23 protein-coding genes and 1 other annotated feature (1 of these 24 cut by a window edge) are annotated in these 25,784 nt (G+C 41.4%); of the genes, 19 read left to right on the top strand and 4 right to left on the bottom strand.

Annotation, left to right across the window (positions count from 1 at the left end; all coding sequences use genetic code 11):
- Positions 1 to 14 (top strand) — a binding site (T-box leader) (it extends 207 nt beyond the left edge of the window).
- Between the two features lie 63 nt (positions 15 to 77).
- Positions 78 to 2,495: a leucine--tRNA ligase gene (leuS, locus tag MKZ26_RS07000; RefSeq protein WP_340765317.1), complete on the top strand. Its 2,418-nt coding sequence runs from the start codon at positions 78 to 80 to the stop codon at positions 2,493 to 2,495.
- 115 nt (positions 2,496 to 2,610) lie between these two features.
- Here the strand turns inward: leuS and MKZ26_RS06995 are convergent, their stop codons facing one another.
- On the bottom strand, positions 2,611 to 3,894 hold the full coding sequence (locus MKZ26_RS06995) for a BaiN/RdsA family NAD(P)/FAD-dependent oxidoreductase (protein WP_340765315.1): 1,284 nt from the start codon (positions 3,892 to 3,894) through the stop codon (positions 2,611 to 2,613).
- 81 nt (positions 3,895 to 3,975) lie between these two features.
- On the opposite strand from MKZ26_RS06995, the gene MKZ26_RS06990 reads away from it, so the two are divergent.
- From MKZ26_RS06990 to MKZ26_RS06975, 4 genes are all read left to right on the top strand, one after another.
- Positions 3,976 to 4,149, top strand: coding sequence for a hypothetical protein (locus MKZ26_RS06990; protein ID WP_340765313.1), 174 nt, complete (start codon positions 3,976 to 3,978; stop codon positions 4,147 to 4,149).
- Between the two features lie 14 nt (positions 4,150 to 4,163).
- Complete coding sequence (locus MKZ26_RS06985) at positions 4,164 to 4,484, top strand: hypothetical protein (protein ID WP_340765310.1); 321 nt, start codon at positions 4,164 to 4,166, stop codon at positions 4,482 to 4,484.
- 278 nt (positions 4,485 to 4,762) lie between these two features.
- Entirely contained in the window at positions 4,763 to 6,373 is a 1,611-nt protein-coding gene (locus tag MKZ26_RS06980) for a putative polysaccharide biosynthesis protein (RefSeq protein WP_340765308.1), read from the top strand.
- A gap of 10 nt (positions 6,374 to 6,383) precedes the next feature.
- Entirely contained in the window at positions 6,384 to 7,103 is a 720-nt protein-coding gene (locus tag MKZ26_RS06975) for a pseudouridine synthase (RefSeq protein ID WP_340765306.1), read from the top strand.
- A 165-nt stretch (positions 7,104 to 7,268) separates the two neighbouring features.
- Here the strand turns inward: MKZ26_RS06975 and MKZ26_RS06970 are convergent, their stop codons facing one another.
- Positions 7,269 to 7,490 (bottom strand): DeoR family transcriptional regulator, encoded by a 222-nt coding sequence (locus MKZ26_RS06970; protein WP_067207480.1) that lies wholly within the window; start codon positions 7,488 to 7,490, stop codon positions 7,269 to 7,271.
- Between the two features lie 271 nt (positions 7,491 to 7,761).
- Between MKZ26_RS06970 and pepV the strand changes: the two genes are divergently transcribed.
- The 5 genes from pepV to MKZ26_RS06945 are packed head-to-tail and all read left to right on the top strand — an operon-like array spanning position 7,762 to position 12,584.
- Complete coding sequence (gene pepV, locus MKZ26_RS06965) at positions 7,762 to 9,168, top strand: dipeptidase PepV (protein WP_340765304.1); 1,407 nt, start codon at positions 7,762 to 7,764, stop codon at positions 9,166 to 9,168.
- Positions 9,169 to 9,170: 2 nt separating this feature from the next.
- The gene (gene dat / locus MKZ26_RS06960) at positions 9,171 to 10,025 is read left to right on the top strand and encodes a D-amino-acid transaminase (protein WP_340765302.1); all 855 of its coding nucleotides are present in this window, start codon (positions 9,171 to 9,173) and stop codon (positions 10,023 to 10,025) included.
- Positions 10,026 to 10,057: 32 nt separating this feature from the next.
- Positions 10,058 to 11,038, top strand: a complete 981-nt coding sequence (locus MKZ26_RS06955) for a nuclease-related domain-containing protein (RefSeq protein ID WP_340765300.1) — start codon at positions 10,058 to 10,060, stop codon at positions 11,036 to 11,038.
- A 19-nt stretch (positions 11,039 to 11,057) separates the two neighbouring features.
- Complete coding sequence (gene trmB / locus MKZ26_RS06950) at positions 11,058 to 11,705, top strand: tRNA (guanosine(46)-N7)-methyltransferase TrmB (protein WP_067207493.1); 648 nt, start codon at positions 11,058 to 11,060, stop codon at positions 11,703 to 11,705.
- A 33-nt stretch (positions 11,706 to 11,738) separates the two neighbouring features.
- Positions 11,739 to 12,584: a YtnP family quorum-quenching lactonase gene (locus MKZ26_RS06945; RefSeq protein WP_338652945.1), complete on the top strand. Its 846-nt coding sequence runs from the start codon at positions 11,739 to 11,741 to the stop codon at positions 12,582 to 12,584.
- Positions 12,585 to 12,771: 187 nt separating this feature from the next.
- Here the strand turns inward: MKZ26_RS06945 and MKZ26_RS06940 are convergent, their stop codons facing one another.
- Positions 12,772 to 13,086, bottom strand: coding sequence for a peptidase M4 (locus tag MKZ26_RS06940; protein ID WP_067207498.1), 315 nt, complete (start codon positions 13,084 to 13,086; stop codon positions 12,772 to 12,774).
- A 177-nt stretch (positions 13,087 to 13,263) separates the two neighbouring features.
- Between MKZ26_RS06940 and MKZ26_RS06935 the strand changes: the two genes are divergently transcribed.
- The 9 genes from MKZ26_RS06935 to MKZ26_RS06895 all read left to right on the top strand — a co-directional run bounded on the left by MKZ26_RS06935 (position 13,264) and on the right by MKZ26_RS06895 (position 23,113).
- Positions 13,264 to 14,337 carry a M42 family metallopeptidase gene (locus MKZ26_RS06935; protein WP_067207501.1) on the top strand — a complete coding sequence of 358 codons (1,074 nt, stop codon included), beginning with the start codon at positions 13,264 to 13,266 and terminating at the stop codon, positions 14,335 to 14,337.
- 76 nt (positions 14,338 to 14,413) lie between these two features.
- Entirely contained in the window at positions 14,414 to 14,935 is a 522-nt protein-coding gene (locus MKZ26_RS06930; RefSeq protein ID WP_340765297.1) for a DUF84 family protein, read from the top strand.
- 99 nt (positions 14,936 to 15,034) lie between these two features.
- On the top strand, positions 15,035 to 15,550 hold the full coding sequence (locus MKZ26_RS06925) for a hypothetical protein (RefSeq protein WP_067207506.1): 516 nt from the start codon (positions 15,035 to 15,037) through the stop codon (positions 15,548 to 15,550).
- Between the two features lie 256 nt (positions 15,551 to 15,806).
- Positions 15,807 to 16,625 (top strand): DUF1444 domain-containing protein, encoded by an 819-nt coding sequence (locus MKZ26_RS06920; protein WP_067207509.1) that lies wholly within the window; start codon positions 15,807 to 15,809, stop codon positions 16,623 to 16,625.
- Positions 16,622 to 17,227, top strand: a complete 606-nt coding sequence (ytpR, locus tag MKZ26_RS06915; RefSeq protein ID WP_338652943.1) for a YtpR family tRNA-binding protein — start codon at positions 16,622 to 16,624, stop codon at positions 17,225 to 17,227. Before MKZ26_RS06920 ends, ytpR begins: the two co-directional genes overlap by 4 nt.
- A 94-nt stretch (positions 17,228 to 17,321) precedes the next feature.
- Complete coding sequence (locus tag MKZ26_RS06910; RefSeq protein WP_340765294.1) at positions 17,322 to 19,931, top strand: DNA translocase FtsK; 2,610 nt, start codon at positions 17,322 to 17,324, stop codon at positions 19,929 to 19,931.
- Between the two features lie 114 nt (positions 19,932 to 20,045).
- Positions 20,046 to 21,359: a UDP-N-acetylmuramate--L-alanine ligase gene (gene murC, locus MKZ26_RS06905; protein ID WP_067207514.1), complete on the top strand. Its 1,314-nt coding sequence runs from the start codon at positions 20,046 to 20,048 to the stop codon at positions 21,357 to 21,359.
- 330 nt (positions 21,360 to 21,689) lie between these two features.
- Positions 21,690 to 22,184, top strand: coding sequence for a DUF948 domain-containing protein (locus MKZ26_RS06900; RefSeq protein WP_340765292.1), 495 nt, complete (start codon positions 21,690 to 21,692; stop codon positions 22,182 to 22,184).
- A gap of 212 nt (positions 22,185 to 22,396) precedes the next feature.
- Entirely contained in the window at positions 22,397 to 23,113 is a 717-nt protein-coding gene (locus tag MKZ26_RS06895; RefSeq protein ID WP_338652941.1) for a YtxH domain-containing protein, read from the top strand.
- 592 nt (positions 23,114 to 23,705) lie between these two features.
- Here the strand turns inward: MKZ26_RS06895 and MKZ26_RS06890 are convergent.
- The gene (locus tag MKZ26_RS06890) at positions 23,706 to 25,718 is read right to left on the bottom strand and encodes a cell division protein FtsA (RefSeq protein WP_340765290.1); all 2,013 of its coding nucleotides are present in this window, start codon (positions 25,716 to 25,718) and stop codon (positions 23,706 to 23,708) included.
- Positions 25,719 to 25,784: the final 66 nt, after the last annotated feature.

The raw sequence follows: 25,784 nt of genomic DNA, 5'->3' as shown, positions 1-25,784 counted from the left end.
CTCTCGTCCCTTATCTTTTTAAGGGACGGGAGTTTTTTGTTTTTAGTGCTTTTCTATTTATCAAGGAGGAATTTTAAATGAGTTATAATCACGGACAAATTGAGAAGAAGTGGCAACAGTACTGGAAAGACAATAAAACATTCAAAATGATGGATGATCCGTCTAAACCGAAATTTTTTGCGCTTGATATGTTTCCATATCCATCAGGTGCTGGACTACACGTCGGGCATCCGCTTGGCTATATCGCGACAGATATTTTGAGTTCATTCAAACGGAAGCAGGGCTATAACGTCCTGCATCCAATGGGCTGGGATGCATTTGGCCTTCCTGCTGAGCAATACGCGCTTGATACAGGTAATGATCCTGCCGAATTCACAGCGAAAAATATCGCAACGTTCAAGCGTCAAATGAATGATCTTGGTTTTTCTTATGACTGGGACCGTGAAATTAATACGACAGATCCATCTTATTACAAGTGGACGCAATGGATTTTCATCCAACTTTACAATAAAGGCTTAGCTTACGTCGATGAAGTAGCTGTTAACTGGTGTCCAGCACTAGGTACGGTTCTTGCGAATGAAGAAGTAATCGATGGCAAGTCAGAACGTGGCGGCCACCCGGTTGAGCGTCGTCCAATGCGCCAATGGGTATTGCGAATTACAAATTATGCAGACCGTCTTCTTGGGGATCTTGATGAACTTGATTGGCCGGAAAGCTTGAAAGACATGCAACGTAATTGGATTGGTCGTTCTGAAGGGGCACAGCTTACGTTTGACATCGACGGAACAGATCTGTCGTTTGAAGCATTCACAACACGTCCAGATACGATTTTTGGGGCGACGTATGCAGTGCTTGCACCAGAATTAAAACTTGTTGAAAAAGTGACGACTGCAGAACAAAAGGATGCAGTTGAAAAATACCTAAACGAAGTGAAGATGAAGAGTGATCTTGAACGTACAGATCTTGCAAAAGAGAAGACGGGTGTCTTTACGGGAGCTTACGCAATTAACCCTGCAAGCGGCGAGAAGATGCCAATCTGGATTGCTGATTATGTTCTGGCTACTTACGGAACAGGCGCAATCATGGCGGTTCCAGCACATGATGAGCGTGACTATGAGTTTGCAAAAGAATTTGACCTACCAATTATTGAAGTTGTAGCAGGCGGCGACGTTTCTACAGAAGTATATGTTGGAGATGGAAAACACGTCAATTCAGGTTTCCTTGATGGATTACTCAAAGATGAAGCAATCGAAAAAGCAATCGCATGGTTTGTTGAAAAAGGCAAAGGCGATAAAAAAGTTACATTCCGTCTTCGTGACTGGTTGTTCTCAAGACAACGTTACTGGGGCGAGCCGATTCCAATTATCCATTGGGAAGATGGCACAATGACACCTGTTGAAGAAGCAGATTTACCGCTCGTATTACCAGTAACGGATAATATTAAACCAAGCGGAACGGGCGAGTCACCACTTGCAAACATCGATGAATGGATAAATGTGACTCATCCAGAAACAGGGATGAAAGGTCGTCGCGAAACGAACACGATGCCACAATGGGCGGGTAGCTGCTGGTATTACTTGCGTTACATCGATCCGGATAACGATGAAATGATCATCGATCCTGAACTTGCGAAACGCTGGTTGCCTGTAGATATCTACGTAGGTGGAGCAGAACACGCGGTTCTACATCTGCTTTACGCACGATTCTGGCATAAAGTGCTTTATGATATCGGAGTTGTTCATACGAAAGAGCCATTCCAAAAGCTATTCAACCAAGGGATGATACTTGGTGAAGGTAATGAGAAGATGTCGAAATCAAAAGGCAATGTAGTTAATCCAGATGATATCGTTCATTCACACGGAGCTGATTCACTTCGCCTTTATGAAATGTTCATGGGGCCTTTGGAAGGTTCAAAAGCATGGACGACGAATGGTCTTGACGGTGCTCGTCGTTTCCTAGATCGTATCTGGCGCCTGTTCGTCAATGAAGATGGATCACTTAGCACGAAAATCGGTGGAAAAACGGGCGGATCGCTTGAGAAAGTTTACCATCAAACTGTGAAAAAAGTGACGGAAGACTTTGAAGGAATGCGTAATAATACAGCAATTTCTCAGATGATGGTCTTCATTAACGAAGGCTATAAAGTGGATTCGATTCCAAAAGAATATGTTGAAGGCTTTGTTAAAATGGTAGCGCCAGTTATTCCGCATCTTGCAGAAGAGTTATGGGAGAAGTTGGGTCATAGCGATACAATTACGTATGAACAATGGCCGACATTTGACGCATCAAAACTGGTCGATGATACAGTTGAAATGGCTGTTCAAATCAACGGCAAAGTACGTGCGAAAATCGTCGTATCGAAAGACGTTACGAAGGATGATCTAGAGAAGCTTGCACTAGAGGATGAAAATGTGAAAGTACTTCTTGAAGGCAAAGAAGTGAAAAAAGTCATCGCGATTCCAGGAAGACTGATTAATATTGTTGCAGTAGGTTAAAAAAGAAAATCCGTGTAAGAGGGTTGGCCCTCTTACGCGGATTTTTTGTTGTCCAGTATCGGATAGCTGTAGTTTAGTTCGTACAATCTATTATAAAATTTTCCATAATCAACGTTTATAAATCGGTTGCATGCTCTCCTGCATTCATCCCAGCAATCCTGCCGGTAACAAGTGCAGAAGTGATATTATAACCGCCTGTATAGCCGTGAATATCCAAAATTTCACCGCAGAAGTAAAGACCTTCCTTCTTGCGGGAACCTAATGTCTTCGGAACGATTTCTTTTACGGATACTCCGCCGCCTGTGACGAATGCTTTTTCAAGTGGCTGCGTACCATTGACGTTCATTGGGAATGCTTTCAATAATTTAGCTAATGCCCTAATCTTTTCTACTAGCATCTGAGCTCCAGTTTCAGCCGGATCAATTCCTGCCCGGTCGAATAAAAACAGCATCCAACGTTCAGGCACAATCCCTTTTAATACATTCTTCACTGCTTTTGTTGAGTCTTCTTTTAGTGAGGTATTGAGTAGTTGGAATACTTTTTCTTCATTTAGCTCGGGCATTGAGTCAATTCGCATTTCAACGGGCTTGTTGCCGTTTTTCATACGTTCTTTCACAACAAATTGACTGCATCGTAAAATGGCAGGCCCACTTAAGCCGAAATGGGTGAACAACATGTCCATCTGATGCGTGATAAGATTTTTACCTTTGGCGTTAAGGACGGATACTGCTACGTCACGAAGTGCAAGTCCTTGTAGATCCTTTGAAACAATGAAAGGTTCATTTGATAATAAAGGTACTTCTGTTGGATAAAGTTCCGTCACGGTATGTCCGGCTTTTTCTGCCCAGGGATAACCGTCTCCTGTTGAACCGGTTTGAGGAACTGCTTTTCCCCCGACCGCTACAACAACAGCGTGTGAACGGATCTCTTCGCCAGAATCGAGTCTGACACCTAGAATTTGCTCTTCATCCATCAAAAGTTTTTTAACGCGCGTTTCTAATCTCACTTCAACATGTAAGCGATCCATTTCTGTCAGCAATGCATTGACAACATCTTTTGCTTTGTTCGACACAGGAAACATTCTGCCATGATCTTCTTCTTTCAATGCAACGCCAAGACCTTCGAAAAAACGAATGATGTCTTCATTATTGAAAACGGAGAAAGGACCATATAAAAATCGCCCGTTCCCTGGAATGTTTTTAACGATTTCTTCTTGTGACAGGCGATTTGTAACGTTACAGCGCCCGCCCCCTGAAATGGCCAGTTTAGTGCCAAGTTTCTTACCTTTTTCTAGAAGGAGAACTTTCCTTCCGTTTTCAGCAGCGGCAATGGAGGCCATCAATCCTGATGGTCCCCCGCCAATGATGATGACGTCTACATCAACATGGTTAGTAGTCATTGTGTTATCAAGCCTTTCGGTAATGGATTATTAAATAACAGTTTAACACAGCATCATTGAAAAATAGTAGGGGCGGTCAAAATGGAAGAAAATATAACGACGGCATGTGGTACAATTAAAAATGGTTTAACAATAAAACTTTCAAGAATAGTGCGAGTAGAAGTGTTTGCAAACTTCTTTCCCAAGACTGGGATAGTGCCTGTGATAAATTGGAATGATGAGGAAGCAGAGTATATTTACTTTGACGAAGAATAGGAAGAGGGTACGGAATGACTAGAGAAGTAAATAGCGAAGTTGAACAGCATATAAGTCAGCCAGAGGGATATCAAGAGCAGTCGTATCCAACGAGCGCGGAGAACGAGAAAATAAGACACGATGCTTTTCAACACAAAGAGTGTCAGCGCATCTATCATAAATTGATTAGCCATGCAGGGGGAATGGAGGTAGTCAGAAAAGGTAGGAGATTGATTGCGAAAAAAATTGCTACCACATGCTTCCTAAACTCAACAGAGCCTGACTATGAAGAATTTAAGCAAGGTGTACTGATTGCTAACGAAAACATTAAAATAAAACGAGATGAATCATACTGAGTTTACCTAGTAATTAGAGACACATACAGAACAAAATTAGGCTGCCTTTTCTCCAGAATCCAGTGGAGATGGGTAGCCTGATTTTTCTTTGGCGACTGCCCACTTTTTTTACTGGTCTGTACGTTTGACTAACTAATTATCATATGATGACGTCATATATAATGGAAACCACACTTTCAGTTTTTCTCTATTCCACACTAATGACGGATATACATTGTGAAAAGCGTCGTCTGGGGGTAAACTGTTAAGTAGATTTAGGGAGAATGGAAGGATCAAACATGTCATCAAATCTTGTAAAAGGGACCTTTATACTGACAATAGGTCTATTTTTATCGAAAGCGCTTGGACTATTATACGTTATTCCATTTTACGCAATCGTTGGGAAAGAAAGTATCGGTCTCTATCAATATGCATACATCCCATACAATATCGCGTTAGCTATCGCGATATCAGGAGCGCCACTTGCGATTTCAAAATTCGTAGCAAAATATAATGCTCGTGGCGATTATGCAACTGGCCGGAAATTGTTAAAGTCAGGGATGCTTGTGATGGCAGTCACAGGGATACTTTCCTTTTTAACGCTGTACTTTTTAGCTGAACCGATTGCGAAACTTGTTCGTAAAGATGATGAACAAATCTTCACAATTGAAGAGATTGCAAATGTGATTCGCTGGGTCAGTTATGCACTGCTTGCCGTTCCACTTATGAGTATCGTGCGAGGCTTCCTACAGGGCAATCAAAAAATGATGCCGACTTCGGTTTCTCAGTTAGTAGAACAGGTTGTGCGAATTATTGTCGTTCTGGCAGGAGCGTTTATTGTCGTGAACTTCATGCATGGATCTCCGAAAACTGCAGTGAACTTCGCTGTATTTGCGGCGTTTATCGGGGCGCTTGCGGGTCTCGCTGTCTTGTTCAAGTATTGGAAAAGTTATAAACCAGAATTTGACCATCTTCTTGCGAATAGTACTTCATCAAGTGATATTTCATTCAAAGACATGTACAAAGAAGTATTTGCTTATATCTTGCCCTTCGTCCTGGTAGGGGTTATTAATCCCCTTTATCAATTCGTTGATATGATTACTTTTAACGAGGCGATGTCTTCAATCGGCTTTGCAAAGGTAACTGACATCTATTTAACGATGCTGAACTTTTTAACGCATAAAGTCGTCATGATACCAGTCATGATTGCGACAGGATTTTCAATGGCTCTTATTCCGGTCATTACAAGTTATTATGCGAAAAATGATCAAAAAGGGATTACAAATTCACTTGATCAGACCTATCAGATTATGCTGTTCTTGACGGTACCAATCGTTATCGGATTAATCGTTTTGTCAAATGAGTTCTACCAATTTCTATATGAAAAAGATGCAATGGGTGCAGAGATACTAGCGAATTATGCCCCGGTCGCGATTTTATTTGGCTTATATACGGTGACAGCAGCCATTTTGCAAGGCATCGACCGACATAAGTGGATAGTTTTCACTTCATTACTCGGACTGTTTTTCAAACTGGTACTGAATATACCGCTCATCAAAATATTTGAAACGAATGGTGCCATTATGGCGACTTCAATTGGTTATACAGTCGCGGTAGGCATTAATATCGTCATCATTACTAAGACCCTTAATTACAGGTCGAAGATGGTGTTTAGAAGACTTATCCTTATCGCTATATTAAATGTCATTATGTTAATAGCTGTCACATTTACATTGAAAGGACTGACAGCAATCAGTCCTGCTGACGGAAAAATGCAGTCTATCTTGTATATTTTGATATGCGCTACAGTTGGTGCTGCAATTTACGGTTATCTATCGCTTAAAACGGGGCTTGCACAGAAATTGTTCGGAGAGCGATTGACTAGATTCACCAAGAAATTAGGCTTTTAGGAGGAATAAAATGCGTTTGGATAAATTATTGTCGAACATGGGATTTGGTACACGAAAAGAAGTAAAGATTTTGATGAAAAAAGGTTCCGTACGGGTTAATGAAGTGGCAGTGAAAGATGCCGCACTGCATGTAGATACAGTGAAGGATGAAGTAACGGTACTGGGTCAAAAAGTCGTCTATAAAGAATTTATGTATCTAATGATGAATAAGCCACAAGGAGTCTTGTCTGCTACTGAAGATAAAAGGGACCAGACAGTTATTGATTTATTAGATGAAGAATATAACATTTTTGAAATGTTTCCTGTTGGAAGGTTAGATAAAGACACAGAAGGTTTTTTGTTACTGACGAATGACGGAAAACTTGCGCACAACTTATTGTCACCTAAAAAAGGGGTGCCGAAAACGTATTATGCTCATATCGAAGGAATTGTTACAGAAGAAGATACCAAGCAGTTTTCAGAGGGTGTTACTCTGGATGATGGCTATGAGACGAAGCCTGGTCAGCTGCGCATATTGAAATCAGCGGATATTTCCGAAATCGAGTTGACGATTACGGAAGGGAAATACCATCAAGTCAAGCGAATGTTTGAAGCGGTTGGTAAGCAAGTTGTTTACTTAAAACGCTTATCGATGGGGCCTTTATCTTTGGATGAAACTTTAGAGCTTGGATCATACCGAGAATTGACGGAAGAGGAATTACAGCAACTCATGCAGATTTCTGGAAAATAAAAAGGGCTGAGCCGTTTAAGAATACGGTTCAGCTCTTTATTGTTTGTTTAGATTCTAGAGCCTTGTGTTTTTACTGATATACAGGCTCCAAGCGCCAGCTCCCTTATACCTACGTGAAGCAGGTATGAGAGCTGGCGCTTTTTGCTTTTCTAGGTCATGTGCGGGTCACGAAGATAACTTCACTTTTTTTGCTGTCGTCGTCCATTTACCGCGTACCGGGCTCATAATGAGCTCGTTGTATTCAAGGACATTTAAATCCCTTTGGACCGTACGGTGAGTGATGCCAAATTCTTCGACCAGGTTTTCGGTAGTTACAGTGCCATTATCAAGGATATAAAAATAGATATCCTTTATGCGTGTAAGCATACGATCAGTTGCAGGTTTCAAGTGTGGAATCACCCCTTCATCTTCATTTTCCAAAAAGGTTTGGTCATGAGACTTATGAATGTTGCCTAAAGCACGTTGAAATTATCCCTGACGACGCACATCCTTTCGAAAAAGTTGAAAAGTCAGATTAAATCTTCTGACAATACTAGTATAACGTATTCTCGTGAAGTTTGCATGAATTTTATTGTAAAGAGTCTGTAAAAGATGATTCCTCTTTATTTTCTTGGGCTAACGTGTGAAAATAGACTTATTGTGAAAGAAGGTGCCTTGAATGTCTAATTGGGAAAATGAAGCTTTAAAAAGACAAGAATCTCTGCTAGCTGATTTACAAAGTTTAATCGCTATCCCTTCTGTACTTGATGAAAGTGCGGCAACTAAAGATTTACCATTCGGACCGGAACCAAAACGTGCACTCGACTGGCTGTTAGAAGAAGGTCGAAAAGCGGGAATGCTTGTGAAAAATGTAGATAATATGGCGGGGCATATTGAGATGGGGGAAGGGGACGAACTCATCGGGATCCTTTGCCATGTCGATGTCGTGCCAGCAGGAAGTAATTGGATACATGAGCCGTTTGGCGGTACTATCGAGGACGGAAAGCTGTTTGGTCGTGGTGCCATTGACGATAAAGGACCGACTATAGCCGCTTGGCATGCGATGAAAATAGTCCGGGATTCAGGTATCACGATGAACAAACGAGTGCGGCTCATTATCGGAACAGATGAAGAAAGTGGTTTTCGATGTGTGAAGCGCTATTTTGAAAAAGAAGAAATGCCAACTATTGGATTTGCGCCAGATGCTGATTTCCCCATCATTAACGCTGAAAAAGGAATTGCTTCTATCCTGTTTAAACAAAAGGTAGTAACTTCAGATGGACAACTATTGCTATTCAAGTCAGGAAATAGGACAAATATGGTGCCAGATTATGCAGAGGCACACCTGGCAGAGGAAGTTGTATTTGACAATGAACAGTTTGTTACATTTTTGAATATTCATGACGTAACAGGGGGAGTTTCCACTGATAGTGGTAAGACCATTATCAGTTTGAATGGAAAATCAGCACATGCAATGGAGCCAGATAATGGTGTCAATGCCGCCGTCCTACTTGCTTCTTTCCTGAATCGCATATTGAAAGAAGGTCAATCAAAAGACTTTACACAATTCATGTTTGATGCATTTGCTAATGAATCTCGAGGACTGTTCTTAGGTTTGGCGTTCAATGATGAAATGTCAGGCGATACAACGCTGAATGCGGGTATCGTGACATACAATCCCGCAAGTGGTGGGGAAATTAATGTTAGTATGCGTTATTCAGTCAGCTATCTATTTGAAGAGAAAATGACGACATGTATGAAACGGTTAACGGAAACACCTTTTTCGGTCGATATTGGATCAAACTCTGCACCGCATCATGTGGACGCAAATGACCCTCTTATTCGGACGTTGCAAGAAGTGTATACTGATCATACTGGAGAACATGCGGAACTATTGGCAATCGGAGGAGGAACGTACGCACGTGTCCTTGAAAAAGGGGTTGCTTTTGGTATGCTATTTCCTGGCAGGGAAGATGTAGCTCATCAGGCAGATGAGTATGTTTATATAGATGATTTAGTGAAGGCAACCGGGATCTATGCAGATGCAATCAGCCGACTCGTATCTGAAAAAACGGAAGGGGAATAAGGATGACAGTATACTTTATTGATGGACAGTTTACAGAACGCGATGGATTGGCCATTTCGATAGATGATCGCGGTTATTATTTTGGTGATGGCGTGTATGAGGTAATTAAAGTATATGGTGGAGAATTATATACTGCGAAAGAACATATTGATCGTTTATTTCAAAGCGCTACGAAGATAAAGATGACAATGCCATATGCTGAAGTGCAATTGATGGAAATTGCCCGTGAATTAGTGGCGAAAAATAACATTTTGGTTGGGCATGTTTATATCCAAGTGACACGTGGATCCGCAACAAGGATGCACCAATTCCCTGATCCGGCAGTACCGCCAGTCGTGACTGGATATGCAATTAACAACCCAAGACCTATGACAGGTATAGAAAACGGAGTTGGGGTTAAATCAGTAGCGGATGTCCGTTGGTTGCGTTGCGATATTAAAAGTCTTAACTTGCTCGGCAATGTTCTCGCTAAGCAAGAGGCGCTTGAAGCAGGCTGTATAGAGGCATTGCTTCACCGTGACGGTGTTGTTACGGAAGGTTCTTCGTCGAATATGTTTGGGGTAAAGGATGGAACAGTCTATACTCATCCTGTGACAAATCTTATTTTGAATGGAATTACGCGTCAAGTTGTACTGGGTCTGTGTGAAGAGCAAGGAATTCCTGTCGTCGAGAAATCCTTTACAATAGATGAAGCTTTTGAAATGGATGAATTTTTCTTAACGTCAACGACATCTGAAGTAACGCCAGTCATTTCAATCGACGGACGTCCTGTAGGCTCGGGAATATTGGGACCATTGACAATGAAGTTACAAGAAGCATTCAGCTCGCAAATCCCATCTTTTATAGCAGATGAATAATAATGTATAGTATGTGATTGGAGTGAATGGACATGGCGCAACTTGTTAAACTGCTTGACTATGTCTCCCGTTACGAGCAAGATCTTACGCGTTATCCTTCGCAGTATATCCGTTTGAAAAGGTATCAATGGGAACGTATGAAGACCCAGTGGGAAAGTGGAGCTGATTTATCAGAATGGCAACAGGATATTAAAGAGGTAGTAGAACCGGAAGAGAACAAATGGTTTTCTCCTCTACTTCGGGTCTTCGGCCAACGTAAAGATGTTGAGGCAGAGCAACATCACGACAATAGCGAAGATGAAAAAGGTGATAAGGAAGAGAATTTTGGATTTAGTCCAAATCTGATTCATAACCCCTCAAGTCTTGAGCACTTAAGAAGACTTTATTTGGATCAACTATTTCATTTTCAAATCAAGTGGGCAAGTTCGACGTTAATGGACAAGTCAAGGGTTGAATCTCGTTTTTTCCGAGACCCACTTTTACGAAGTTTCGCTCAGAATCTTCCGGATAATTATTTGTTGTTCTATTATCCAATCTTACTACTGAAGAAAGCACCTGTTGAACTAGACATTATCATTGTGACACCTGTTGAATGCATGTGTATTACGGTGCTTGAGAAAGAAGACGTTGCAGCGTTTAGTGGGAGCGGGGACAGATTCTGGCTAAAGAAGCTTGGGGAAAAAGAAACGAAATTTCTTAGCCCGCTTATAGCACTGAACAGAACTGAAAAGATTGTTTCGAGTATATTAAAAGCACAAGGTATCGATTTTCCTGTACGTAAATATTTGATTTCACGTAACGGGTATATCGATCACCCAGGTTCGGCATTCGATGTTGATATTATCGATAGACGATCATATGAGGACTGGTTTTCTGCACTTCAGAAATTGCCGGTTCCGATGAAATCTACGCAATTCAAAGCGGGCCAGGCAATACTTGACGTGGGGCAAACTACTTCAATAAGCAGATTATTTGGCGATGAAGAACAACCAGAAGATGGCAATAACCTATAAATAGAAAAGAGTGTATATAATGAGGCTTCGTAATAAACCATGGGCAAGAGACTACATGGCAGAACACCCAGATATCCTATTAGCTGAACCAGAAAAAATGATGAATGGATGGCATACCTTGTTTGGTAATGGCAATCCAATACACATTGAAGTTGGATCAGGTATGGGCCAATTTATAATTGGTATGGCTGTTGCCAATCCAGATGTGAATTATATTGGCATTGAGCATTTTGACAACGTTATCGTATCTGCGCTTGAAAAGGCTGTTGAAGCAGAAAAGCCATCAAATTTACGACTATTCCGTGCAAATGGAATGGACCTTGCAAAGATCTTCCACAAAGGGGAGATAGATAGGGTGTATTTAAATTTTTCTGATCCGTGGCCGAAAACGAGAAATGCAAAAAGAAGATTGACGCATGAAACATTTTTAAAACTTTATGAAGAGGTACTAGCAGAAGGTGGAGAAATTCACTTTAAAACAGATAACCGTCTGTTGTTCGAGTACTCACTCGTCTCAATGTCTCAGTACGGTATGAAGTTAGGTTTTGTATCACTTGATTTGCATGCAGAAATGCCGGAAGATAATATTATGACGGAATATGAAGAGAAGTTTTCAGCAAAAGGACACCCGATATACAGACTTGAATCACATTTTACTAATTCTTGATAGAAACAAGTAAGGGAATGGGGGAATGTTTCTGTGGATACTTATACATTTCATGATATGACGTTGACATGGCTGGATGGTAGTGGCAATTTTTTAGACGGCGGAACTATGTTTGGGGTTGTTCCAAAAGCACTGTGGTCAAGACGTTATGAAGCGGATGAACAAAACCGTATTAAAATGAGAAACGATCCGATACTCATTCAGTATAAAGGAAAAAATATATTGATTGACACAGGGCATGGAAAAGGGAAACTCAGTGAGAAAATGATGAAGAATCTAGGCATAGTTGAAGAGGCAAGGGTTGAGGGGAATCTTGCTGAGCTCAGTTTGTCACCTGAAGACATCGATATTATTCTCATGACGCACTTGCATAATGATCATGCAGCGGGTTTGACGGAATTACGCGAAGGGGATTTTGTTTCTGTATTTCCGAATGCTGAAATTTACGTTTCACAAATCGAATGGGATGAAGTACGTAATCCGAATATTCGTTCCAGAAATACATATTTAAAAGAGAACTGGGAGCCTGTTGAGCAGCAGGTGAAGACATTCGAAGGAAGCATTACAATCATGCCAGGAATCGAAATGATCCATACAGGCGGTCATAGCGATGGTCATAGTATTATTAAATTGACACAGCATGGTGAGACGATTCTTCATATGGCTGATATTATGCCTACACAAGCACATAGTAATCCGTTGTGGGTTCTGGCTTTTGATGATTACCCAATGACGTCAATCTTTGCTAAAGAGAAATTGATGAAAGAGGCGCTTGCTGGGGGCTATAAGTTTACGTTTTATCATGATGCCTATTATAGACTTGTAAAATGGGATGCTAGCGGAAAAGAAATCATCGAATCCGTTACAGTTTCTAGTTAGGTTCAGTTAAAGAATTCCATTAATTTCGCTCCGGCGCTCGGGGATGCTTCCCGCCTTAAGCCTAATCGCTGCACGTCTTTATAAGCTCAACATATATAGCCATTGGTTTATAAAAAAACCGTCACACTACCAGAGGAATCTGGGAATGTGGCGGTTTTTATTGCTATATAGACTTCGGCGCATTGTTTTAAGCTTTTATGAGTTCAACGACTGTTCCCGTTTTTGCATCTGCTGCAAATTCGAATTGTTCCAGTTCGCCTTCTTTAATGCGTGATATGCCGCCGCGGTAAACGTCCATTGTAATGACTTTGTTTGTGAAAGGCTCAGTTTTCATGACGATCCATGAACCATCAATCGGACCTTCATTTTTAAAAGCATCTTTAATTGTGTTTAGAACAGAGTCTGCTGAAACATTTTGGTTAACTCGATCGATTGTTTCGCTGACAACAATACCAGCCGCAACACCCGTTAATACTCCTGCTAGGAAATCTGATACTTTCATTCTTTTTACCCCCTATAGTCGGTATTTCAAACAGTGTACCACAATTTTACTTATCTTTGCCAAGCCAGTCTATTGAAATAGTAATTCGATTTCCGAATTAAACGATGGAAAGTTTCTGAATAATCGACTACACTATATACAGTAGGTACATATATGAAAAGTGGGAGGAACTATTTAATGCAAAAAGATACACTTGAAATGTTTAGGACTTTGACCGAACTTCCGGGTGCCCCTGGGAATGAGCATGCAGTTCGTGGTTATATGCGTGGAGAACTTGGGAAGTATTCTGATGAATTGATCCAAGATAACTTGGGGGGTATTTTTGGCGTTAGAAAAGGGCCTGAAGACGGCCCGCGTATAATGGTTGCGGGTCATATGGATGAAGTTGGATTTATGGTTAGTCAGATTACGGATAACGGAATGATTCGTTTCCAACCGCTTGGCGGATGGTGGAACCAAGTACTACTGGCGCAACGCGTTGAAATTATTACGGATAGCGGTCCAGTTATTGGTGTCATTGGTTCGATTCCGCCGCATTTGTTAAGTGATGAAGTACGAAATAGACCAATGGATATAAAAAATATGCTTATCGATATTGGTGCAGACGATAAAGAAGATGCGAAGAAAATCGGCATTCGTCCAGGTCAGCAAATTGTTCCAGTTAGCCCGTTCACTCCGATGGCGAATGACAAGAAAATACTTGCTAAAGCTTGGGATAATCGCTATGGTTGCGGACTCGCAATCGAATTGTTAAAAGAAGTGCACGGTGAAAAATTGCCGAATAACTTGTACTCCGGGGCAAATGTTCTCGAAGAAGTTGGACTTCGTGGTGCTGCGGCAGCCGCAACGATGATCAATCCGGATTTATTCTTTGCGCTAGATGCAAGTCCAGCAAATGATGCCACAGGTGACAAAAATGAATTCGGTCAACTTGGAAAAGGGACATTACTCCGGATTTTTGACCGTTCTATGATAACTCACCGCGGTATGCGCGAATTCATCCTTGATATGGCAGAGACACATAATATTCCTTATCAGTACTTCCTCTCACAGGGCGGGACGGATGCAGGTCGGGTCCATACGTCGAATGAAGGTGTTCCAAGTGCTGTCATTGGTATTTGTTCACGCTACATCCATACATCGGGATCTATCATTCACACCGACGACTACGCAGCAGCGAAAGAGCTTCTTGTGAAACTTGTTAAGGCATGTGATAAGACAACTGTAGCAACGATTAAAAGTAACGTATAATTATAAACTGAAATCCGTCCTTGCGCTATTAAATGGCGTAGAGGACGGTTTTTTACTTGGATGGAGGAGAATATGGATGGAATTTATGATAGGATCTACGAACCCTGCAAAAGTAAAAGCAGTTAAGGAAGTTTTGGCAATTCATTTTCCGCATGCACTTATTGCTGAGACTGAGGTAGGGTCAGGTGTTTCAGACCAACCTTTTAGTGATGATGAAACTAGGCTTGGTGCAATTAATCGTGCACTACGCGCAGCGGGGAAGGGAGCAAGTGCAATTGGAATCGGGCTGGAAGGTGGTGTACGGATTCTTGAGGGACAGATGTACCTCTGTAACTGGGGTGCGTTGACACTTCCTGATGGGACGAGGTTTACAGCGGGAGGTGCACAGATTCCATTACCGAAAGAAATTGCGGATGAGTTGATGACCGGGAAAGAACTGGGTCCGGTTGTCGATACTTATTTCAAGTCGAGCGGAATTCGGATGAAGGAAGGAGCTATCGGAATGCTGACTGCGAACGCGGTAAAACGCGATGAACTATTCGTACATATTTTACAGCTTTTGGTGGGACAATATAAATACCATCTGCAATCCCAGTAAATATCGAAGTGCTTGATTGCAACGTGTTTTGGTTGCAAGTAATCCGTAACAACATTAAAATGATAAATAGTGTTTAAATTAATGATTGGGGGAAATCGAATGTTCCGAAAATGGAAATTCATATTCCTGTTGACGATATCTGTATTAACGCTTGTAGCATGTGGAAAAACGCTTGACGAAAGTGCAACTTCAGGAGTCGAAGCGGCGAGAGAAGCATTTCACTCGAATGATAAAAAACGTACTGAAGAGATTGACGGCATTAAACTATATCTACCTGCCGGATTTAAGATGAATGATAAGTCAGATGCACAAAATATCGTCTTTACGAAAAAAGAAGAAACATTTATCCTTTTTGTCAATCCAAATGAAAAAAATGACAGTAAACTGTTTTATGATTTGCTTCTTGCTGATAAAAGTAAAGAAATTGTCGAGCAGGCAACGTTTACGGATGAAGGCATTTTTGGTTTTGCGGCGGTAATCAAAAGCGGCAATGACGATGTTGAGCTTATGACGAGCGTGGGCGGATCAAAAATGACGACAATGACGAAAAAAGGAAACATCGAAGAAAACCTAGCAAGAATGATGGAAATCGTGCGTTCAATTAACCAAGAATAGATGCAATTTTCCGGGAAACGTAAGAGGGTATAAGTTTTTCGACACGGAACAGTGGCTAGGCTTCAGGCGCCAGCCGCTTGGAGGCCCACAGGATGTGGGTCACGTAGCCGTTGCCGCAGGACGCGGCGTACTTAGGCTACGTTCCTTGAAAGCAATCCAGCTATGTGGCAAAGGACCGCCACGTCGCTGGATCGACTTATGCCTGTCGCGTCTAGAAGGCGCCTTACGCTTTTCATATGAATGGAGGAAAAAATAGATGAATTCTGCGCAGCTTGTTGAAATTTTAAAAGAGCATCTTCCATCTGAACATTTCAAGTGGCGATTTGACCGGAAAACGGATAAGGTTCGTCTAGAGCATTCGGTTCTAAAAAAAGGGATGGATATTTCACTCCCGGAAATCCTTGTGAAATATGAACAGAAAAAAGAGGCGGCAATAAAAGAAATAGTTTATACAATTGGTGAGACGTTTAAAGCGATGGAAAAAGAACAATCAATAGGATTCTCTGATAGTACGATTATTTATCCTGTGATCAGGTCTTCATCGTTTCCGAAAGAATCTGCTGTAGGACATCGTTTTCTTATGAAGGACCATACGGCTGAAACGTGTATCTATTATGCACTTGACCTTGGAACTACCTACCGGTTAATTGATGAAAGTATGTTGGAGTCTCTTGGTATGTCTGAAACGGAGATAACAGAGTCTGCATTATTCCGTGTAAGAGCATTACCGACCGCGATGAAGAAGGATGAAGTCTCGGGTAACATCTATTACTTTGTCAATAATAACGATGGCTATGATGCTAGTAGAATATTGAACAGCACATTCCTGAAAGAGATGGAAGCGAAAATCGAGGGTCATATGACTGTTTCTGTCCCACACCAAGATGTACTAATTATTGGTGATATCCGGAACGATACGGGGTATGATGTACTTGCGCAAATGGCTATGCATTTCTTTACCACTGGCACTGTACCGGTTACATCTTTATCATTTATCTATGAAGATGGAAAACTTGAACCAATTTTCATTATGGCTAAAAATCGTTTAGCAAGAAGGGAAGGAAAGAAAAAGTGAATATTTTTTATAATATAAATGGTGTTGGAGATGTGTTGCTTGTGCAGCTTGCACTTACACGTCCAGAATCTATTGTAACTAAGTCACAAGGGGATGTTACGTTAATCCATGACGAGGTTACTGGAGAATTAACTGCATTTAACCTATTCAATGCATCATCTTACGTGAAAAATGAAGCAGTCGGGGAAGTTGAGCTGACTGAAGAGGTGGCAGGGCAATTGCAAGATGCACTTCTGAAGAATGGCGTAGAAATTAAACTTGACATAGACTTTACACCAAAGTTTGTTGTAGGACATATTTTGACAAAAGAAAAGCATCCGAATGCTGATAAGTTAAGTGTTTGCACGGTCGATGTTGGTAGTGAAACAGTTCAAATTGTCTGTGGAGCACCGAATGTGGATGCGGGCCAGAAGGTTGTTGTCGCGAAAGTTGGAGCTGTTATGCCATCTGGAATGGTCATTCGTGATGCAGAATTGCGTGGGGTTCCATCGGCGGGAATGATTTGCTCAGCAAAAGAACTAGGTTTGCCTGACGCGCCTGAAGAAAAAGGGATTTTAGTACTAGATAACAATGCTGTTACTGGTGAAATCTTCACAAAATAAGTGCACGAAAAACGTACCAGTTTGGTACGTTTTTTTGTTTTCATAAATTGATTTGATTTTGTCGTGTCAGTACTGTTAAAATAGAGTGATTGACATGAAAAGAGTGATAGTCTTGAGTTGGTTTAAAACAATAGTAGACCGGTTATTTGGACCGGATGAAGACAATAATAAAGTGGAACCAGAATATGAAAAAACTGAAAATGAAATTGACGAATCATTAAATAAAAATGAAACTAGTAACAACACATCATTTCGCTTTCCGATTATCTCAGATGCAGAAATATATGGTTGGGACGATGAATCTGTTACTGAAGCAGATTATCCTAAATACACAACTAAAAATAAAGATGTGGACGATAATTATGAAACGAAACCACTTTCCGAAAATGCTAAATGGCCAAGTGATAACAGAACAGTCAATATCTTTAGGGCTGATTCATTACAAAAATATGGCGTAAAAGAGAAAGAAAAAAGAAGTTCTTTCTCCTCCACAAAAAAGGCTTTTCAGGAGGAACTTCCACCAAAAGTGAATGTGACGGTACAAAAACGTTCCAGTAAACCATTTACACCGACCGCAGTACCTTCGCCGGTTCATGGATTTATTAATCCAAGGAGAGAAGTAACGACACCTTTGAAAACGGAAGAAGTGAAGTTGCAGCCACCGGAAGAAAAGGTAGTTGTTACAGAACCACAGTTGACAACGACGGATGAATTTTATTATGAAAATGAAAAAACGAGTAGCATACCAATTTTGAATGAGGACTTTGTGATTGAAAATGACAGCAGAGAACTCACATCTAGTGAGATAGAGCCGCCAAAAGTTGAAATCTACGAAACTGAAACGACAGTAATTGAGGACGTAGAGACAGTAGTATTGCCAGATGCCATAGAGCATTCTAAGGATGAATTTGCTACAATCGAATCGCTAGTGATTGAAGAGGACTTTAAGGGAATTATTTCGGATGAAGTGGACCATACTAAGGATGCGTTACCTGATGTAGAGACTGAAGTGAAAGTAGAGCCCTCTCCAGGAATTCCTGAATTAGTAGAACAACAAAGTCAAGTAACAAAAAAAGAACGGACTGTTCCATTCAATGTATTGATGTTGAAGTCCGATAAAGAGAAGCTAAAAGTAGTAGAACCTTTAAGTGTGAAAGTTCCAAATGAAAACAAAAAAGTAACCATCTCTGAGCCGATAAGTACGAAACCTTTGGTCGATATCCGAGAAGAGGTTTTGGTAGGGACGAAAGAAATAGCTGGCGAAACCTTGGAAGAAGAGGAACCCTATTACGCATTCCCGTCACTGGATTATCTGATCCCCCCTGAATCACAAATCGAAGATACAGAGTGGCTGGAATCGCAATCTGAAAAGCTAGAGGAAGCGTTGTCGCACTTTGCGGTTAAAGCGACCGTTATCGAAGCGATGCAAGGTCCGACAGTCACTCGTTTTGAACTGACTGTCGGAGTGGGGACTAAAGTGAGTAAAGTACGTAATTTAACAGATGACCTAAAATTGGCGCTAGCAGCCGAAGATATTCGTATCCAAGCACCGATTCCCGGAAGAAGTTCCATAGGAATTGAAATTCCAAATCGGAAGACAAGACCTGTTCGGATATCCGAAGTTATTGCGACGGAACAGTTCAGAGCTTCCACGTCTCCCCTTGAGGCTGTGCTTGGATTAAGCCTAACTGGAACACCAGTAACCTTAGATCTCCGCAAGATGCCACATGGTATGATTGCTGGGGCTACAGGTTCAGGTAAATCCGTCTGCATTAACTCGATTTTGGTCAGTTTGCTTTACAAAGCTACACCAACAGACTTGAAAATGATGCTGATTGACCCTAAAATGGTAGAACTTGCACCATTCAACGGCATACCACATCTAATTAGTCCTGTGATTACGGACGTCAAAGCTGCAACTGCTGCACTAAAATGGGCAGTGGCGGAAATGGAAAGACGTTACGAGCTGCTTGCTCATGCAGGTGTGAGGGATATCGAGCGTTACAATAAAGCAGTTGTAGAAAGTCGTCGGTTCTCTTTGAAGATGCCTTATCTTTTAATTGTCATTGATGAACTTGCAGATTTAATGATGATGGCGCCGGCAGATGTCGAAGTATCAATTAGTCGAATTGCACAAAAAGCACGAGCATGCGGTATCCACTTGATCATCGCGACACAGCGTCCTTCTGTCGATGTTATTACAGGTACAATCAAAGCGAATATCCCAACACGAATCGCATTTTCAGTTTCATCACAAATCGATTCTAGGACAATAATTGATTCCCCTGGAGCAGAAAGGCTTCTTGGGAAAGGTGACATGCTATACATTGGAAATGGACAATCTTCTGGCGTTCGACTACAAGGTACATTTGTCACGGATGAGGAAATAGAGCGTATAATAGAACACGTTCGGAATGAGGCAACACCAGATTATTTATTTGGCCAAGAAGACCTTCTTGCAAGTAGTATTGAAGAAGAAGGAGCCGATCCACTTTTTGAAGAGGCTTGTCTCTTTATCCATGAAACAGGCAGTGCATCAACGTCTCTGTTACAACGTAATTTTAGTATCGGATACAATCGAGCCGCCAAACTAATGGATCGAATGGAGAAAAGTGGATTCATCTCAGGGCCGCGAGGAAGTAAGGCACGTGATGTCTTTTTGACAGAAAGTGATCTCGATCGACTTACAGATCGTATAGAATAGTAAGGAGCCTTGCAATGCGGGCTGTAAATCAAAATACTTAACTGATAATTGTAGAGGGAATAAACTAATGATATTTAATTAAGGGGAACAGAAATGATCCCGGGAGGTTGCATTATGACGTTGTTCCATTTTACTGGCATTAAGGGCGCTGGAATGAGTTCGCTCGCCCAAATACTTCACGATTCTGAGAATGAAGTACAAGGTTCAGACGTGGAGAAATGGTTCTTCACAGAAGATCCGCTCCATGAAAGAAAAATAACTGTGTTGAAATTTGATGAAAACAATATTAAATCAGGAATGACAGTCATCGCAGGAAATGCATTTCCTGATAGCCATCCAGAACTTATAAGGGCTAAGGAACTTGGCCTTGAAATTATTCGATACCATGATTTTTTAGGAAAGTATATGGAGAAATTCATATCGATCGGAGTTACAGGCTCACATGGTAAAACATCGACTACCGGTTTGCTTGCTCATGTGTTATCTGGACATTCACCTACTTCCTATTTAATTGGAGATGGTACGGGAAGTGGCCCAGCAGACAGCGAGTACTTTGTATTCGAAGCTTGCGAATATAAAAGACATTTCCTGGCATACGAACCTGACTATGCGATTATGACAAATATCGATTTTGATCATCCAGATTATTTTAAGGATCTAGCGGATGTGATGGACGCATTTGGTGAAATGGCACTCCGGGTGAAGAAAGCCCTTATTGCCTGCGGTGATGATAGACACTTGCAAAAAATTCAGGCCAATGTTCCAGTGCTCTATTACGGATTTGAAGAGTCGAATGATTTTGCTGCGAAAAATATCATCAAAACTGTGGAAGGTTCATCCTTTGATGTTTTTGTAAGGAATGAGTTTTATCATACGTTTACAATACCGCTGGCTGGGGATCATGCAATCTTGAATTCGCTAGGCGTAATTGCGCTCTGTCATTATGAAGGAGTAAAAGCGTCCACTATCCAAGAAAAACTGTCTACTTTTCATGGTGTTAAAAGGCGCTTTACGGTAATGGAAATAGCAGATCGAATTATTGTGGATGACTACGCTCATCACCCTACTGAAATCCAGGCGACATTGCAAACTGCGCAACAGAAATATCCTGACCGTGAAATTGTTGCGATATTCCAACCGCATACATTTACCCGGACCGCTGCCCTTTTGAATGAATTTGCGGAAAGTCTTTCAACTGCTGACCACGTCTATTTATGCGATATATTCGGGTCCGCACGTGAAAAGGCAGGTATTTTAACCATTAATGACTTGATTAATATAATTCCGGGTGCAAAGCATCTTGATCTTGATGATAATAAATCACTTGAATCTCATGGAAACGCAGTATACCTCTTTATGGGGGCAGGCGATGTTCAGAAATACATGAGCGCATTCAAGTCTTACCTTGATAAAGAAGAAACGGTTTAACGGGACACAATATAAGTTGAATGTATAGCATAGTTATATAAACAGCGAAGCCATCCCCTTGAGCCGCAACGGATTCGTTGAAATTCTTTATATCAACATATATATGAATTAAAAACAGCTTGACCCTGGACGGGAAAGATTTAACTTGATCCAGGGCTAGCTGTTTTTTTGGTTTTGGGAATGAATAAGTTGTCACAAAAAATAAAATGAATTCTAGTTTGATGAAGGAAAATGAAGACTAATGTCGAAGAAGTAATAATGTGTATGACGTTTATTTTACCTTCGACAAGGGTAGACAATGTTATATGAGTATTTGAAGGAGGCAGTACCGTGGAGAATTTACTGTACATAGCGGCAATTGTCGCTGCAATCGCATTTTTGATTTTATGCATTAGTTTAGCGAGGACCCTATCCTCATTGAAGAACACATTACACAGTGTTTCTGGAACAATGGAAGGGTTGACAACTCAACTTGAAGGGGTAACAACGGAAACAACAGAACTTCTTCATAAAACAAATCAACTTGCAGAAGACATTCAGCAGAAAGCCGAAAAACTGAACACTGTTGTCGATGCTGTGAAAGGCGTAGGCGAGTCTGTCACAGTACTCAATTCCTCCGTTAGAAGGGTTTCCAGCAATATCGCTACAGAGGCAGAACGGAACAGTGACAAGATTGCACAAATCGTTCAATGGAGCAATGTGGTTATCGATATAATGGGTAAAGTAAAGGAACGGAAGACAGGTAAGGCAAGCGCAAAAGGGTGGACTGTTTACAAGCCAGTACCAGGCCAAAAGAGATTGCCTAGCCCGAATAAAGGCAGATAAATAGAACTTAAATATGAAGTATTTAAGTTGAATATATAAATGCGTGTTTAAATTACGTGAAGGCGCCATAATTGGGGTAACCGAAAGCCCTAAGACTGTGGTGATAGCTGCCTGGCTTAGGGCGAGAGGCATCTTCTAGCGTCGTAACGGATACAATAGGATTCATTATTTCAACATATATATATAGACTTAAAAAACAGGAGGAATTGGATATGAGTGAAGAAAACAAAGTGAAATCAAATAATAATGACCCACAATACAACCAGGGTGGTCAAGGTTATGAAAATGCGTATGGGCAACCATCATACCTACCGGCAAATTATGATTATAACAAGGACTATACAGATTCTTTCTATGATGAAAATGAAAGTTCAGGAGCGGGAAGCTTCTTAATGGGTGCACTTGTGGGAGGAGTTATCGGAGCAGCTGCGGCACTATTCTTGGCACCAAAAACGGGTAGTGAAATGCGAGGAAACCTTACAACTCAAGCAACTCAACTGAAAGATAAGAGTATTGAAATCAGTTCTGTTGCGAAGGAAAAAGCTACAGAGCTAACTTCGGTCGCAAAAGAGAAGACTGGTGAATTATCGAAAACAATCCAAGAACAGTCTGGACAACTTGTCGATAAAGTGAAATCGATGAAATCGAAAACATCTATGCCGATGGATGATGGAACAGCATCTTCTGAAGGCGAAGAGTCTATTGATTTCGTTGATACAGCTAAATCCAAAGTTGAAAATACTATTGAGGCTGGAGAAGAAAGTATTACAGCTACTGCAGAAGCTGTAAAAAAAGCAGTCGTGGGAAAAGCTAATAATGCTGAGAAAGCTACAACTGGCAATAGTGATGTCTCTTATGGTAATAGCGAGAACCTTGGTAAAGATAAAATAACTAACCAGAACTATGTGTCAGACATTCTTGAAAAATAAAAAGTAATAGAAAAAAGTCTATCTACTCATATTTGAGTAGATGGACTTTTTTTTAGGTAAGCAAGTATAAATGTTCCTACCAAGGCGCTTCCGCTTTACTTCTTGTCTAGACTCCAGACGCCAGCCCCTCGAGTCGCTTCAGTCTTGCAGAAAAGGCAAAGTCCGCCTTTATCTACAAGACCTCTAGCGCTTGTCGGGTCTAACCGGCGTCTTCCGCTTTTCTTAGTTGTCTAAGACTCCAGACGCCAGCCCCTCGAGTCGCTTCAGTCTTGCAGAAAAGGCAAAGTACGCCTTTATCTACAAACCTCCAGCGCTTGTCGGGTCTAACCGGCGTCTTCCGCTTTTCTTGTTGTCTAGCTCCAGGCGCCAGCCCCTCGAGTCGCTTCAGTCTTGCAGAAAAAGCAAAGTACGCCTTTATCTACAAGACCTCCAGCGCTTGTCGGGTCTCCCAAGGCGCTTCCGCTTTTCTTAGTTGTCTAGACTCCAGACGCCAGCCCCTCGAGTCGCTTCAGTCTTGCAGAAAAGGCAAAGTATGCCTTTATCTTCAAGACCTCCAGCGCTTGTCGGGTCTAACCGGCGTCTTCCGCTTTTCTTACGTAAAACTAATTTCAAGTCTGTCGCCGCCAAAAATAGCATCGTTGAATCCGATTGGTGTGTCGTTTCGAAGCAGTTTATAATTACTTGATGGGTTTTCGGGTAAACTATAATCTGTAAACGCAAAGATGTCGCCAAAAGTAATAGGACTTTCACTTAGTGATACAAAATCAAGATGATCCCCAGGTTTTACAATGGCAGATACTTCAGCACTATGCCCGTTTAAAGTAAAGGTAAGACGTGGTTTTTGAATTGTGACGGGTTCATTGTTGAATAGTACTGTTAGTTTATCGAACGCCTTTTTACCTATCTCAGCTACAACTTCATCTATGGTAGGGAATGGCGGTTTTTGGGTTGTAATTCGGTCTCCATCTTTCAGTACGTGCGATGGCTGCACCGAAGTCCCCAAGATGAAGAACTCGTTGTTCTTTTTTTTCAACGTGACCGTTCGTTTATTGACGGATACTGTGAAAAGATTGTCCTTTAAAAGGTCATTTCGATGTGCTTTTTCAAATACAGCTGCGACTGTCTTGGCGTGTGAAACTGTGATTTTATCACGGTCTTGTATTGATGTATCGATGCTTTTTAGAATTCCATTAATATGAATTAGGGGTTCCAATTGCACGGCAACTCCGTCCAACATTGCACTGATGGCTCTCATATCCTCAACAAGGTCACGCACAGTTGCTATTGCGTTAGTACCATCACTGCCGGGAAGTAAGTCGATTGTATCTCCATTTTTAATGCAGTCTTTTGTACTTGCTTTTACCCCATTTAATAGGATTGTTGAGGGTGTACCATGTTCTCCTGGTATTATTATATCATTGTCATTTACTGTTATCGTCATTCCAAGTCCAGGCATACCGTATAGTTGACGGGCTTTAATGTTTGCGGCAAGGAGTGCATCACTGACGGTCATTTCTTTTAATTCGAAGAGTCGTAGCACCTTGTCATTTACGGACACGGACATATAATGAATCGGCGCTCTTTTTGCTGCGATAGCGATACCGATTGGTGTGACGAGTTCTGGCGATGAAACTATACCGGATTCCAATGTAATTCCCGAGAGAGCATCCAACCCACGAATACCTACCCTGTTTTCGGGTAGTCCTAGGCATATACTAATTTCTTTTGTCAGCCCCGGAGTTAAACTTCCGCCGCCGACAACCATGACTGCTTTAGGGGAAACTCCATTGTTCAGGCGCTTGATTTCATCCGAAATAGATTTGGCAAGCCGATCTACGGCAGGTTTAATAATAGCGGTTACTTCACTTGATGCAACATTATCTTCAAAGCCTAGAATGTCTGTCATGACAATTGTATCTTCTGTTGTAATACTTCTTTTTGCAGTCTCAGCAAGTTGGAAGTCAAGGAGATAATGGTTGCTAAGTGCTTCTGTAATTTCATCACCTGCAAGTGGCACCATTCCGTAAGCCACAACGGTGTTGTTATCGGTAATAGCTATATCGGATGTCCCTGCACCTATATCGACAAGCGCGACGTTTAGGCGTCTCATGGATGGTGGGATTAGGACGTTGATAGCTGCAATCGGTTCCAGTGTCAGGGCTTCCATTTCGAGTCCTGCACGTTTGAGCGCAGAAAGAAGTGATTCGACGACGACGCGAGGAAGGAATGTCGCGATGACGTCAACAGAAGCAGACCGTCCAGCCTGATCAATCAGGCTACCTATTTCATCACCTTCAAGTTTGTAGTAAAGAACGGAATAACCGACACAATAATAATAGTCGTCTTTTGTCACTGTATCGGAGGACAGCAGTTTTTGCTGGGCTTGTTGGACTGCTGCAAGTTCTAAACGATTGACGTCTTCGTCAGCAATGAGGGACCTTTCTGAAATATCGATAGCCATTGAACCTTCCGATGTTTTCAATGCACGACCTGCGGCAGCAACACTGACCCGTTTCAAAGGACCGTGCTTTTCCTCAAGAATTCCTTTGATTTCTAAAATGACGTTTGCAACACTTAAAATGTTATGTATTTGTCCGTCAATCATTGAACGTTCCTTATGTTCAATCGAAACAAGATCAGCAACATGAAAAATACCATTGTCTTCAATCAG

It is taken from the genome of Sporosarcina sp. FSL K6-6792, from assembly GCF_038004885.1.
Classification (GTDB): domain Bacteria; phylum Bacillota; class Bacilli; order Bacillales_A; family Planococcaceae; genus Sporosarcina; species Sporosarcina psychrophila.
This window is presented reverse-complemented; position numbering and strand designations above follow the sequence as displayed.

Bases quoted from the DNA above. Each gene is read 5' to 3' on its own strand.
- leuS (WP_340765317.1), top strand. From the start codon at position 78: ATGAGTTATAATCACGGACAAATTGAGAAGAAGTGGCAACAGTACTGG.
- MKZ26_RS06995 (WP_340765315.1), bottom strand. From the start codon at position 3,894: ATGACTACTAACCATGTTGATGTAGACGTCATCATCATTGGCGGGGGA.
- MKZ26_RS06990 (WP_340765313.1), top strand. From the start codon at position 3,976: ATGGAAGAAAATATAACGACGGCATGTGGTACAATTAAAAATGGTTTA.
- MKZ26_RS06985 (WP_340765310.1), top strand. From the start codon at position 4,164: ATGACTAGAGAAGTAAATAGCGAAGTTGAACAGCATATAAGTCAGCCA.
- MKZ26_RS06980 (WP_340765308.1), top strand. From the start codon at position 4,763: ATGTCATCAAATCTTGTAAAAGGGACCTTTATACTGACAATAGGTCTA.
- MKZ26_RS06975 (WP_340765306.1), top strand. From the start codon at position 6,384: ATGCGTTTGGATAAATTATTGTCGAACATGGGATTTGGTACACGAAAA.
- pepV (WP_340765304.1), top strand. From the start codon at position 7,762: ATGTCTAATTGGGAAAATGAAGCTTTAAAAAGACAAGAATCTCTGCTA.
- dat (WP_340765302.1), top strand. From the start codon at position 9,171: ATGACAGTATACTTTATTGATGGACAGTTTACAGAACGCGATGGATTG.
- MKZ26_RS06955 (WP_340765300.1), top strand. From the start codon at position 10,058: ATGGCGCAACTTGTTAAACTGCTTGACTATGTCTCCCGTTACGAGCAA.
- trmB (WP_067207493.1), top strand. From the start codon at position 11,058: ATGAGGCTTCGTAATAAACCATGGGCAAGAGACTACATGGCAGAACAC.
- MKZ26_RS06940 (WP_067207498.1), bottom strand. From the start codon at position 13,086: ATGAAAGTATCAGATTTCCTAGCAGGAGTATTAACGGGTGTTGCGGCT.
- MKZ26_RS06935 (WP_067207501.1), top strand. From the start codon at position 13,264: ATGCAAAAAGATACACTTGAAATGTTTAGGACTTTGACCGAACTTCCG.
- MKZ26_RS06930 (WP_340765297.1), top strand. From the start codon at position 14,414: ATGGAATTTATGATAGGATCTACGAACCCTGCAAAAGTAAAAGCAGTT.
- MKZ26_RS06925 (WP_067207506.1), top strand. From the start codon at position 15,035: ATGTTCCGAAAATGGAAATTCATATTCCTGTTGACGATATCTGTATTA.
- MKZ26_RS06920 (WP_067207509.1), top strand. From the start codon at position 15,807: ATGAATTCTGCGCAGCTTGTTGAAATTTTAAAAGAGCATCTTCCATCT.
- MKZ26_RS06910 (WP_340765294.1), top strand. From the start codon at position 17,322: ATGAAAAGAGTGATAGTCTTGAGTTGGTTTAAAACAATAGTAGACCGG.
- murC (WP_067207514.1), top strand. From the start codon at position 20,046: ATGACGTTGTTCCATTTTACTGGCATTAAGGGCGCTGGAATGAGTTCG.
- MKZ26_RS06895 (WP_338652941.1), top strand. From the start codon at position 22,397: ATGAGTGAAGAAAACAAAGTGAAATCAAATAATAATGACCCACAATAC.
- MKZ26_RS06890 (WP_340765290.1), bottom strand. From the start codon at position 25,718: ATGATTGACGGACAAATACATAACATTTTAAGTGTTGCAAACGTCATT.